The organism is Nocardiopsis synnemataformans (genome assembly GCF_965343085.1).
GTDB lineage: Bacteria > Actinomycetota > Actinomycetes > Streptosporangiales > Streptosporangiaceae > Nocardiopsis > Nocardiopsis alborubida.
Window position 1 is genome coordinate 1 of the sequence record NZ_CBDRFA010000023.1, and the last position, 11,664, is coordinate 11,664.

The following is an 11,664-nucleotide window of genomic DNA, read 5'->3' on the forward strand; positions in this document are numbered from 1 at the left end:
GGCGTCCACCCGGGTCTTCTGGGCGGTCCAGGCGCGGGCCTGCTCGCTGATCGTGCAGCCCAGGCCGGGCCGGTCCGGAACGAGCATGCGCCCGCCCGCGGTCTCCAGCCGCTCCTCGAACAGGGGCTGGAGCCAGTCGAAGTGCTCCACCCAGGGATCGAGCTCGTAGGCCGCGGCCAGGTGCAGGTGGATCTCCATGGCGAAGTGCGGCGCCATCCGCACCCCGGCCCTGCGTCCCTGGGCCATGACGTCCAGGAACGGGGTGATGCCCCCGACCCGGGGCGCGTCCGGCTGCATGAATCCCACGGCACCGGCCTGGATCAGCGCCTCGTGCTCGGCGGGACTGGTCAGCATCTCGCCGGTGGCGATGGGCGTGGCCAGCTCACGGGCCAGGTCCGCGTGGCCCCGGACGTCGTAGGCGTCCAGCGGCTCCTCGATCCAGACCAGGTCGAACCGGTCCAGGAGGCGTCCCATGCGCGCGGCCGAGCCCCGGTTCCACTGCTGGTTGGCGTCGACCATGAGCGGGAAGTCGCCCAGTTCCTCGCGCACGGCCTCCACACGGGTCAGGTCGACCCGATGGTCGGGGTGGCCGACCTTGATCTTGATGCCGCCGATGCCCGCGGCGCGGGCGGCACGGGTGTTGTCCAACACCTCCTCCAGCGGCGCGGACAGGAACCCGCCGGAGGTGTTGTAGCAGTCGACCGCGTCGCGGTGCGCGCCCAGGAGCTTGGCCAGCGGCAGTCCGGCCCGCTTGGCCTTGAGGTCCCACAGGGCGATGTCCATCGCGGCGATGGCCTGGGTGGCCAGCCCGCTGCGCCCCACCGAGGCCCCCGCCCACACCAGGCGGGTCCACAGGCGCTGGATGTCGCTGGGGTCCTCGCCGATCAGCTCGGGGGCCACCTCGCGCGCGTGGGCGTACTGGCCGGGTCCACCGGCGCGCTTGGAGTAGGTGAAGCCGACTCCTTCGAGCCCCTGCTCGGTGGTGATCTCGGCGAAGAGCATCGACACCGAGGTCAGCGGCTTCTGGCGCCCGGTGAGCACCTTGGCGTCGCTGATGGGGGTGGACAGGGGCAGGTCGACGCGGGACAGCGTCACCGAGGCGATGGCGTCGGCGGCGGTGCTCCGTGCGGCGCTGGGGCGGGCGCCGCCCCGCGGCTCGGCGGGTGTGTTCATGTGGTCTCCGGGGTGGGTGTGACGGAGGGAGATTCAGCGCACCATCGCGGGGCGCTTGGGGTCGAAGGTCCAGTCGGGGACCAGGTGGCGCATGGCCGCCGCGTCGTCGCGGGCGCCCAGGCCGTGCTCCAGGTACAGCTCGTGCGCGGCGGCCAGGGCGTCGCGGTCCAGCTCCACACCCAGGCCGGGGGCGGTCGGCACGGTGACGGCGCCGTCCTCGATCCGGAAGGGCCTGCGGGTCAGGGCCTGGCCGTCCTGCCAGATCCAGTGGGTGTCCAGGGCGGTGATGTCGCCGGGGGCGGCGGCTCCCACGTGGGTGAACATCGCCAGGGAGATGTCGAAGTGGTTGTTGGAGTGCGAGCCCCAGGTCAGGCCGAAGTCGTCGCACAGCTGGGCCACGCGCACCGAGCCGCGCATGGTCCAAAAGTGCGGGTCGGCCAGCGGGATGTCCACCGCGTTGACGCGGACGCTGTGCGCCATCTGGCGCCAGTCGGTGGCGATCATGTTGGTGGCGGTGCGCAGACCGGTGGCCCGCCGGAACTCCGCCATGACCTCGCGTGCGGAGTAGCCGCCCTCGGCACCGCAGGGGTCCTCGGCGTAGGCCAGGACGCCGTGCAGGTCGGAGCAGAGCGCGGTCGCCTCGGCCAGCGACCAGGCGCCGTTGGGGTCGATGGTGACGCGGGCGTCGGGGAAGCGCGCGGCCAGGGCGCGGACGGCGGCGGCCTCCTCCTCGCCCGACAGCACCCCGCCCTTGAGCTTGAAGTCGCGGAAGCCGTAGCGGCTCTGGGCCGCCTCGGCCAGGGCGACGACGGCCTCGGGGGTGAGCGCGGGCTCGCTGCGCAGACGCTCCCAGTCGTCGGCGGGCTCCTTGGCCACCGGGTAGGGCAGCGGTGTGCGGTCGCGGTCGCCGACGTAGAACAGGTAGCCCAGCATGGGCACCCGCTCGCGTCGACGGCCCTCGCCGAGCAGGTCGCAGACGGGCACGCCCAGGTGCTGGCCCAGCAGGTCGAGCAGGGCCGACTCCAGGGCGGTGACCGCGTGCACGGTGGTGCGCAGGTCGAAGGTCTGCTCGCCCCGCCCGCCCCGGTCGCGGTCGGCGAAGGCGTCCTGGACGCGGCGCAGGAGGGGGTTGAGCTGGGCGACGGGGCGTCCGACGAGCAGTTCGGCGGCGTCGGCGATGGTGGCGCGGATGGGCTCGCCGCCGGGGACCTCGCCGAGGCCGGTGCGTCCCTCGCTGTCGGTGAGGATCGCGATGTTGCGGGTGAAGAAGGGGCCGTGGGCGCCGCTGAGGTTGAGCAGCATGCTGTCGCGTCCGGCCACCGGCACCACGTCGACGGAGGCGATGGTGGGCGTGCTCATGCGTGGTCTCCTCCGGGCACGACGGTGCCCTCGACTCGTCGGTTCAGCCGCCAGGGGTTGTCCTGGCGCAGCGGGGGCGGCAGAAGGGCGTCGGGCATGTCCTGGTAGCTGACCGGCCGCAGGAACCGGTGCAGGGCCAGGCTGCCCACCGAGGTGCCCCGGGCGTCGGAGGTGGCCGGGAAGGGACCGCCGTGGACCATCGCGTGGGTCACCTCCACGCCCGTGGGCCAGCCCCCGAACAGGACGCGGCCCGCGCGGCGCTCCAGCACGGGCAGCAGGGCGCGCGCCGCCGCCAGGTCGGCGGAGTCGCCGGTGTCGGCGTGCAGGGTGGCGGTGAGCTGCCCCTCCAGCTCCTCCAGCGCGGCGGGCAGGGCGGCGGCGTCGGGATAGCGCACCACCGTGCCCGCGGCGCCGAAGACCTCCTCGCTCAGACGCGGGTCGGCCGTGAGGTCGGCCAGGGACACCTCGGCCAGGGCGGGGGCCGGTGCGTTGGGGCCCTCCCCTTCACCGCCCTTGGCCCGCAGCGCGACCTCCGAACGCTTGTCCAGCGCGTCCACCCCGTCGCGGAAGGCCCGGGCGATGGGAGCGGTGAGCATCGTCTGCCCCGTGGCGTCGGCCACCAGCCGCGCGGCGGCCGCCACGAACCGGTCCCCGTCCGGGGTGGAGGGGACGAACACCAGCCCGGGGTTGGTGCAGAACTGCCCCGCCCCCAGGGTGAGCGAGGCGACATAGGCCCCGGCCAGCTCCTGCGCGCCCTGCCCGGCGAGCGCGCCGGGCAGCACGAACACGGGGTTGACCGAGGACATCTCGGCGAAGACCGGGATCGGTTCGGGGCGCTCGGCCGCGATCCGCATCAGGGCCAGTCCGCCGCTCCGCGACCCGGTGAAGGCCACGGCCTTCACGCGCGGGTCGGCGACCAGCTCCTGTCCGATGCCGTTGCCCTCCCCGAACAGCAGGGAGAACACGCCCCCGGGCAGGCCGCTCTCGCGCACCGCGTCGGCCACGGCGCGCCCCACGAGCGCGGCGGTCCCGGGGTGGGCGTTGTGGCCCTTGACGATCACCGGGCATCCGGCGGCCAGGGCCGAGGCCGTGTCGCCTCCGGCGGTGGAGAAGGCCAGGGGGAAGTTGCTCGCGCCGAAGACCACCACGGGCCCGACGGGGATGTGCGCCAGGCGCAGGTCGGGGCGGGGCTGGGGGGTGCGGTCGGGCAGCGCCGGGTCGATGCGGACACCGAGGGCGTCGCCCTGGGCGACGACGTCGGCGAACATGCGCAGCTGGCCGGTGGTGCGGGCCCGCTCCCCCGTCAGGCGCTGGCGCGGCAGGCCGCTCTCGCGCACCGCCCTGTCCACGAGCGCGTCGCCCAGGGCCTCGATGTTGTCGGCGACGCGGCGCAGGAAGGCGGCGCGCTCGGCGGGCGACTGGGCGCGGAAGGCGTCCAGGGCCTCCTCGGCGGCGCGGGTGGCGTCCTGGATCTGGCGGGAGTCCACCAGGCCCACGGGCGCACCGAACTCCTCCCCGGTGGCGGGGTCGGTCGCGCGCAGGGTCCCGGCCGCGCCCTCGACGGGCGAGCAGGCCACCAGCGGCCCGAGGACGTCCGTGTCCGTGCCCGTCTCTGTGTCTGTGCCCGTGTCCGTCGGGTCCGGAGTGTGCTCGGCCATTCAGGCGACCTTTCCGACCAGGGCGGACAGCTCGTCGCGCTCGGTCTGGGTGAGTGCGGTCAGGGGCGGCCGGACGGGTCCGCCGTGGCGCCCCACGGCGTCGAGCCCGGCCTTGACGATGGAGACCGCGTAGCCGCGCATGCGGTCGCGGATGTCCAGGTAGGGGATGACGAAGTCGTTGAGCTTGCGGTACACCGACGCGCGGTCGCGGGCCTGCACGTCCGCGAAGAAGCCCAGGGCGAACTCGGGCGCGAAGTTGTACATCGCCGAGGAGTAGGTGCTCACCCCCAGTTCCAGCAGGGGCAGGGCGAAGGTCTCGGCGGTGGGCAGGCCGCCGATGTAGACCAGCCGCTCACCGACCCTGGCGTAGACGCGGGTCATCGCCTCGATGTCGCCGACGCCGTCCTTGAAGCCGATGAGGTTGGGGTTGCGCTCGGCCAGCTCGGCCACGGAGCGGTCGTCGAGCACGGCGTTGGCCCGGCTGTAGACGACCACCCCCAGGTCGGTGGCCCGGCAGACCGCGCTGACGTGCTCGACCAGGCCGGGCTGCCCGGCCTCGGTGAGGTAGGGCGGCATGAGCAGGACGCCGTCCGCGCCCGCCTCCTGGGCGGCGCGGGCCTGGAGGGCGGCCGCCGCGGTGCCGCCGGTGGCCGGGGCGAGCACCGGGACCCGGCCCCCGACCTCGTCGACCGCCGCGCGCACCACGCGGTCGATCTCGGCCGGTGTGAGGGAGAAGCCCTCACCGGTGCCCCCGGCGGCGAACAGCCCGGCCACGTCGTGGCTGGCCTGCCAGGCCAGGTGCTCCCGGTAGCGCCCCTCGTCGAAGGCCAGGTCGCCGTCGAAGTGGGTCACGGGGAAGGACAGGAGCCCGGACCTGAGCCTTCCGGCCAGGTCGTCTGGGTGCATCGCGTTCACGTGTCGTCCTCGGTTCTGCGGCTCGGACCCCGGGGGTGGTGGGCCCGCACGGTGTTGCCGCTACCGTACGGAGCGTCGTTCGATGCTGTCCAAGATTCCTTGGGCATCAACTGATACCCATCGGGTATCAGGAGCTCCCGCCGCCGGCGGCGGGCCAAGCCTGGAGCACCCGCGACACGACGGGGTTGGGCGATTCGTGGAGCCAGATGAGGTGGAGTTCGACGGGGTTCTCGGGTAGCCCCTCCAGCTCGCGGTAGACCACCCCCGCCACGCCCAGGCCGGTCGCCGAGGCGGGCACGAAGGCGATCCCGCGCCCGGCGGCGACGAGCCAGACCATGGTCATGACCTGGCTGACCGTGTGCACCACGTTCTGGTGGGCGATGGGCAGCAGCCCGACCACGAGGTCGTAGAAGTAGCGGGCCTTGGTCGGGGAGTGCATGATCAGCGGCACGTCGACCAGGTCGTCGGCGGACAGGGGGCCCTCGCGGCGCGCCAGCGGGTGCTGTTCGGGCACCGCGACCAGCAGCCGCTCGCGGAACTGGACCCGCGACCCGAACAGGTCGGTGTCCAGGGGCGGCCGGGCCAGGCCCATGTCGATCTCGCCCGACAGCAGGGCCGCGGCCTGCTCCTTGGTGACCATCTCGAACAGGTCGATGGTGATCTCCGGCAGCTGCCTCTCCAGGGAGTTGACCATCTCCCCCAGCAGGCCGTAGGAGGAGACCGCGGTGAAGCCGATCCGCAGCGTGCCCCGCGACCCCTCGGAGATGCGCCGCGCCAGGTCGGGGGCGCTCTCAGCCAGGGAGAGCAGGCGCCGGGCCTCGATCAGGAAGGCCTCCCCCGCCGCGGTCAGGACCACGTGGCGCCGGTCGCGCTCCAGCAGGCGGACGCCGACGGCGCGTTCGAGCTTCTGGATCTGGCGACTGAGCGGGGGCTGGGTCATGGACAGCCGCTCCGCGGCCCGTCCGAAGTGGAGTTCCTCGGCGACGGCGACGAAACCGCGCAACTGGTCGAAGGAGAACATGATGCCCGGAAGGTATCAGCTTATGCCGCATTCGACTTGGACATGCATGATCGCGTGTTCCTATGCTGCCACTCACCGAAGTACGTGACCGCGTTCACACAGAATCCTCCGACGTGTGCGGACGACGGCCACAAGAAAGGCGAGGAACCATGACCCACATGCCGCACAGGAGTCGCGCCCGCCGGGGCACGACCTCGGTCCTCGCAGCGGGGCTCACCGTGTCGTTGGCGGCCTGCGGCGGAAACCTGTCCGGCGGGGGCTCCGCCGAGGGCGAGTTCCCCCAGGGGCCGATCACCGTGACGGTCGGGCAGGACCCGGGCGGCAGCACCGACCTCATCGCCCGCGCGCTGGCCGACGGCGCCCAGGAAGGACTCGGCGTCGCGCTCCCCGTGGTCAACACCCCCGGCGCCAACGGCGCCCTGGCCGCCAACGAACTCGCCTCCCAGGAGCCCGACGGCCAGAACCTGCTCGTCATCAACGCCTCCCTGACCGCGATCACCCCCCTGGCCGTCTCCGAGGAGGAGGTGGTCGACATCGCCGACTACGAGGTGGTCACCGGCGTCTCGCGCGACGACTACGTGCTCGTCACCGCGGCCTCCTCCGACTACGACACCCTCCAGGACCTCGTCGACTCCGGTGACGAGGTCGACTACGGCACCACCGGGGTGGGGACCGGCAGCCAGCTGTCCCAGGCGCTGCTGTTCGAGCAGGCCGGGATCTCGGGCACCCCCGTCCCCTTCGACGGAGGCTCCCCCACCCTGACCGCCGTCCTGGGCGAGCAGGTGGACGTGGCCTCGGTCCAGCTCGGCGAGGCCATCGCGCAGATCCAGGCCGGTGAGATCACCCCCCTGGCCACGTTCGCCGAGGAGCGCAACCAGTACCTGTCCGACGTCCCCAGCGCGGTCGAGGCCGGGTACGACGTGCGGGTCTCGCAGTACCGGGCCGTGGTCGCCCCCCAGGGCACGTCCGAGGAGGTCGTGGAACGGCTGCGCACGGCGTTCACCGAGGTCTTCGCCAGCGACGCCTACCAGGAGTTCAACGAGAACAACCTGCTCACCCCGCACGAGCTGGAGCCCGCCGAGCTGACCGAGGAGTGGTCCTCCTTCGCGCAGGAGTACGCCGACATGGTGGAGGAGTACGGCATCGACATGGGCGAGGGCCAGTGAGCGAGCCGCGCACCCGGGGCGCGGGAGCGCCTGTGTCCGCCGCCGGGGAGCCCGCGGTGAGGGAGCCCACCATGCGGGAGACCGGATCGGAGGGAATCGACGCTCAGGAGACCGCGGCGGAGGGAACCGACGCTCAGGAGACCGCGGCTCAGAAGGCCACCACTCCCGCAGGCACCGATCCCGGAACACAGCAAGCCGAGTCGGAGCAGGGTGAGCCGGAGCAGGGCGCACCGGAGGAGGGCGCACCGGAGGAGGGCGCACCGGAGGACGACGAGCCCCCGAAGCCCCTGGGCCCCTGGGCCAACAGCGCGGTGGCCCTGACCGTCATCGCCCTGGGCGTGGCCGGGGCCGCCGGATCCTGGGCGCTCGGTCCGGGGACCCCCGCCGACCCCGGCTCGGGCACCTGGCCCCTGCTCGTCAGCGTGGCGATCGCCGCGCTGGGGGTGGTCCTGCTGGGGCTGGCCCGCCGGACCGCCGACACCGAGGTCTTCTCCGCCTCCTCCTGGAAGGTCCTGGCCGGGATCGCCACCATGGTCGGCTTCGTCGCCGTGGTCGGCGTGATCGGCTTCGAGATCCCCTCCGCGCTCCTGGCCTTCGTGTGGCTGCGCTTCCTCGGGGGCGAGTCGTGGCGCCTGTCCGCCATCGCCTCGGTCCTCATCGTGGTCGCCTTCTACACGGTCTTCGTCGGCCTGCTGGCCGTGCCGATCCCCCACCTCTTCTAGGACATCATGTTGGATTCCCTGACACCCATGATCAACGGGTTCGGTGTCGTCCTCGAACCGGTCAACCTGCTCTACTGCCTGATCGGCGTCGTGGTCGGCATGCTGGTCGGGGTCCTGCCCGGGCTGGGCCCCGCGGCCACGATCGCGATCCTGCTGCCCCTGACCTTCGGCCTCGAACCGGTGACCGCGATCATCATGCTCGCGGGCATCTTCTACGGCGCCCAGTACGGGGGGACGATCACCTCGGTCCTGCTGCGCCTGCCCGGCGAGGCGTCCTCGGTGGTGACGGTCTTCGACGGCCACATGCTGGCCCGCCAGGGCCGGGCCGGGACGGCGCTGGGCATCGCTGCCGTGGGCTCGTTCGTGGGCGGGACGGTGTCGATCGTGGCCCTGTCCCTGGTCGCGCCCCTGGTGGCGAGCTTCGCCCTGGACTTCGGGCCGCCCGAGTACACCGCGCTGGCGCTGCTGGGCATCCTGTTGGTGTCCACGGTCGGCAACGGGAGCCGGATCAAGGCGATCATCGCCGCCTGCGTGGGCCTGCTGCTGGCCACGATCGGGCTGGACACCTTCACCGGCGCCGAACGCTTCACCTTCGACTCCCTGGCGCTGTCCGACGGGATCGACTTCGTGCCGATCGCGATGGGCCTGTTCGGCATCGGGGAGATCCTGCACAGCCTGGAGGAGCGGCACAAGGCACCGGCCAAGCCCCTCAAGGTCGCCAACACCTGGCCCTCGCGCAAGGATCTGCGCCAGTCGTCGGGGGCGATCGGGCGGGGTTCGCTCATCGGCTTCGTGCTGGGCATTCTGCCCGGTGGAGGCGCGACCCTGTCCTCCCTGGCGGCCTACGCGATGGAGAAGCGGCGCTCCCGCAACCCCGAGCGCTTCGGCAAGGGGGCTGTGGAGGGCGTGGCCGCGCCGGAGACGGCCAACAACGCCGCCGCCACCTCCTCGTTCATCCCTCTGCTGACGCTGGGGATCCCGGCCAACGCGACGATGGCGATCATCTTCGGCGCGCTGCTCATCCAGGGGGTGCCGCCGGGGCCGGAACTGGTCTCCCAGGAGCCTGAGCTGTTCTGGGGCGTCATCAACTCGATGTACGTCGGCAACATCCTGCTGCTGATCATGAGCATTCCGCTGGTGGGGCTGTTCGTGCGGATCCTGCGGGTGCGCCCGACGATCCTGGCGCCCATCACGGTGCTGATCACGCTGGTGGGCGTGTACACCGTGCGCAACAGCGTCTTCGACATCGTGCTGGTGGTCGTCTTCGGGCTGCTGGGCTACCTGATGAAGAAGTTCGGCTTCGACCCGGGGCCGCTGGTGCTGGCCTTCGTTCTGGGTTCGCTGCTGGAGAGTTCGCTGCGCCGGTCGCTGCTGCTCTTCGACGGAGACCCCACGGGGTTCCTGACCCGGCCGATCTCGGGAACGCTGTTGCTGCTGTTGGCGGTGGTGATCATGGTGCCGCTGGCGCGCACCCTGTGGCGGAGACTCAGGGGCAGTGGCAGTGGCAGTGGCAGGGACGGCGGCAGCGGCAGCGGCAGCGGCAGGGATAGTGGCAGGGCCGGGGAGTCCGCCGGAAAGATGGACGTCTGACCCGTCATCGGCTCGTCCACGCAGCGCTCCGGCCCCGGGCGATCGCCCGGGGCCCTTCCCGTGTTCTCCACGTTTTCCACAGGTGGTGGTTGGGGGTGGCAGCGGGTAGCGCCGTGATGGTTTCCTGGAAATAGGGGGGATCCCACCCACGTGCGTTTCGCCATGCCCTCAATCGACCGACAGTAGGAAAAGACCAAGGAATTAAGGGGTAGGGAGGGGCCGCCATCAGGTCTCTCCCCTACGCCATTCCTGCTGGGGGTCGTTGGCGGCAACGAAAGCGCACCCGCTGCCGCGAAAGGGCGCGGGAGTGTAAGGAAACGGTCAGCGTCCGGTGGGGGTGAGGGTGCCCGACGACAAGCGGCACCAAAGGCGGGCGCGGCTGGCGGAGGGCGACCAACGCCCGGGGTTCAGGGGTGGCCGGGCTCTGCTGCGTCGGCACCAACGGCAGGTGAGCATTTCGGCCGCGCATTTACGGACACATTTTAGGCCACTCCAATTGTGATCCGCCAATGAAGGAAAAGCCCCTGGAGGGAAAGCAAGAAAGGCGGTGAATTCACGGCTGTGAATGCTGGCACAATGGTGGGTTCTGGCTTATAATAAGAGGTATGGAGATGATGCTTGCAGCGCCCGACGTGGCCCCCGGGGAATGCTCCCCGGTCGTGACCGCGCTGGCCGGTGCGCGCGAGCTCATCGACCAGACCTGGGACGCTGAGGTGCCGCCGGGGGCGGATGAGAGTGCGGCCGAGGAGGTCGCGGCGCTGTGGGCGCAGGTGGAGAGGATCCGCTATCAGGCGCTGGCGCGGATGGCGGGTTTGTATGCGCGGGGTGAGGTGGCTCGCTACAGCGGCTACTCCACCTTGGATAAGTGGATCACCCACCGGTGCAAGGTTCCCGCCGCTCAGGCCAAGGATTTGGCTCGTCTGGCCCAGCACGTGCACGAGGAGACGTTGCCGGCCACGGTTCAGGCTGTGGGCGAGGGCACGGTGGCTTTGGGGGAGGCGGTCGCGATCGCCAAGGCCACCGACAAAGCCGTCCAGACCCGGGATGAGGACCACTTTCCTGACGAGCAGGAGTACCGGCAGGGGTTTGAGTCGGCGTTGGTGGCCGCGAAGGCAGAGCGGCCCGCGTTGTCGGTCAACCAGCTCCAGTCGGTGGCCCGCCAGGTCGCTTATCGGTTGGACCCGCACCGGCTGGACCGCGACCACGAGGCCGCCCACGCCGGGCGTGGTCTGGTCGTGCATGACACGTTCCAGGGCAGCTACCAGTTGCAGGCCTGGGGCGGGGTCGGGGACGCGTTGATCGTGCGCGCGGCCATCGACACCTTCACCACCCCGCCCGGAGAGGGCGAGGACCGGTCCCGGTCTCAGCGTGAGCATGACGCGCTCATCGCGGCGCTGCGGTATGCGACCACCCACACCGGGTGCACCCAGGCTCCGGCTCCGCTGGCGCAGATCCGCATCCTGGTGCCGGTGCACACCTACCTGGACGCTCGCGGCCAGGAGAGGCCCGCTCTGGACGAGCACGGCCGGGTGATCCCGGCCGGGGTGGTGCACGAACTCTCCGCAGATGCGGAGGTGGTGCGGATGCTCACCGCACCGCCCACGGGGCGGGTGCTGGATGTGGCCCCCAGCCGCCGGTTGGCCTCAGCCCGCCAACGCGCGGCCGCTTTTCACGGGCACACCACGTGCGCGCACCCGGGCGGGTGCGAGGTGCCGGTGGCCTGGTGCCAGGCCGACCACGTCACCTCCTTCTCGCGGGGCGGGCGCACCGAGGTGGCGAACCTGCAACCGTTGTGCGGCCCGCACAACCGGGCCAAGTACCAACGCGAACTCCGCGCACACCAACAACACCACCGGGCACGCAACGGCCACCAAACCCACCCGCTCCGCCAAGGCAGCCCAGGGCGAGGACACCCACCCGAGGGGGAGCCGGATCCACCGCCCCGGGAGTGACACCCCGGTCATACCGGGCCCTGGCATGCCCGTGCCCGGCAAGCAGCCCGGGCCCCGCGCCCACCGTCGTGGCTGCCACCGTCGCCCGCCCCCACCACGGGGGACGGC

General features: G+C 71.8%; 9 protein-coding genes. 4 read left to right on the plus strand and 5 right to left on the minus strand.

Going from position 1 to position 11,664, the window contains the following annotated elements:
- From ACSIH6_RS15245 to ACSIH6_RS15265, 5 genes are all read right to left on the minus strand, one after another.
- A partial coding sequence (locus ACSIH6_RS15245) for an L-talarate/galactarate dehydratase (protein WP_435108949.1) occupies window positions 1-1,173 on the minus strand: 1,173 nt, incomplete at its 3' end.
- Between the two features lie 33 nt (window positions 1,174-1,206).
- Window positions 1,207-2,532: an enolase C-terminal domain-like protein gene (locus ACSIH6_RS15250; RefSeq protein WP_435108950.1), complete on the minus strand. Its 1,326-nt coding sequence runs from the start codon at window positions 2,530-2,532 to the stop codon at window positions 1,207-1,209.
- Window positions 2,529-4,190, minus strand: coding sequence for an aldehyde dehydrogenase (NADP(+)) (locus ACSIH6_RS15255; protein WP_435108951.1), 1,662 nt, complete (start codon window positions 4,188-4,190; stop codon window positions 2,529-2,531). The genes ACSIH6_RS15250 and ACSIH6_RS15255 overlap by 4 nt, the downstream gene beginning before the upstream one ends.
- Window positions 4,191-5,096, minus strand: a complete 906-nt coding sequence (kdgD, locus tag ACSIH6_RS15260; protein ID WP_435109022.1) for a 5-dehydro-4-deoxyglucarate dehydratase — start codon at window positions 5,094-5,096, stop codon at window positions 4,191-4,193. It abuts the gene before it with no gap.
- A gap of 136 nt (window positions 5,097-5,232) precedes the next feature.
- Complete coding sequence (locus ACSIH6_RS15265) at window positions 5,233-6,126, minus strand: LysR family transcriptional regulator (protein ID WP_435108952.1); 894 nt, start codon at window positions 6,124-6,126, stop codon at window positions 5,233-5,235.
- A 158-nt stretch (window positions 6,127-6,284) separates the two neighbouring features.
- Here ACSIH6_RS15265 and ACSIH6_RS15270 point away from each other — a divergent pair, with 158 nt between their 5' ends.
- The 4 genes from ACSIH6_RS15270 to ACSIH6_RS15285 all read left to right on the plus strand — a co-directional run bounded on the left by ACSIH6_RS15270 (window position 6,285) and on the right by ACSIH6_RS15285 (window position 11,556).
- Complete coding sequence (locus ACSIH6_RS15270) at window positions 6,285-7,292, plus strand: Bug family tripartite tricarboxylate transporter substrate binding protein (RefSeq protein WP_435108953.1); 1,008 nt, start codon at window positions 6,285-6,287, stop codon at window positions 7,290-7,292.
- A 56-nt stretch (window positions 7,293-7,348) separates the two neighbouring features.
- Entirely contained in the window at window positions 7,349-8,014 is a 666-nt protein-coding gene (locus tag ACSIH6_RS15275) for a tripartite tricarboxylate transporter TctB family protein (RefSeq protein WP_435108954.1), read from the plus strand.
- A 27-nt stretch (window positions 8,015-8,041) separates the two neighbouring features.
- Window positions 8,042-9,604, plus strand: a complete 1,563-nt coding sequence (locus ACSIH6_RS15280) for a tripartite tricarboxylate transporter permease (protein ID WP_435109023.1) — start codon at window positions 8,042-8,044, stop codon at window positions 9,602-9,604.
- Window positions 9,605-10,218: 614 nt separating this feature from the next.
- Window positions 10,219-11,556, plus strand: coding sequence for an HNH endonuclease signature motif containing protein (locus tag ACSIH6_RS15285; RefSeq protein WP_435109024.1), 1,338 nt, complete (start codon window positions 10,219-10,221; stop codon window positions 11,554-11,556).
- The last annotated feature ends 108 nt before the right edge of the window (window positions 11,557-11,664 follow it).

Bases quoted from the DNA above. Each gene is read 5' to 3' on its own strand.
- ACSIH6_RS15250 (WP_435108950.1), bottom strand. From the start codon at position 2,532: ATGAGCACGCCCACCATCGCCTCCGTCGACGTGGTGCCGGTGGCCGGA.
- ACSIH6_RS15255 (WP_435108951.1), bottom strand. From the start codon at position 4,190: ATGGCCGAGCACACTCCGGACCCGACGGACACGGGCACAGACACAGAG.
- kdgD (WP_435109022.1), bottom strand. From the start codon at position 5,096: ATGCACCCAGACGACCTGGCCGGAAGGCTCAGGTCCGGGCTCCTGTCC.
- ACSIH6_RS15265 (WP_435108952.1), bottom strand. From the start codon at position 6,126: ATGTTCTCCTTCGACCAGTTGCGCGGTTTCGTCGCCGTCGCCGAGGAA.
- ACSIH6_RS15270 (WP_435108953.1), top strand. From the start codon at position 6,285: ATGCCGCACAGGAGTCGCGCCCGCCGGGGCACGACCTCGGTCCTCGCA.
- ACSIH6_RS15280 (WP_435109023.1), top strand. From the start codon at position 8,042: ATGATCAACGGGTTCGGTGTCGTCCTCGAACCGGTCAACCTGCTCTAC.
- ACSIH6_RS15285 (WP_435109024.1), top strand. From the start codon at position 10,219: ATGCTTGCAGCGCCCGACGTGGCCCCCGGGGAATGCTCCCCGGTCGTG.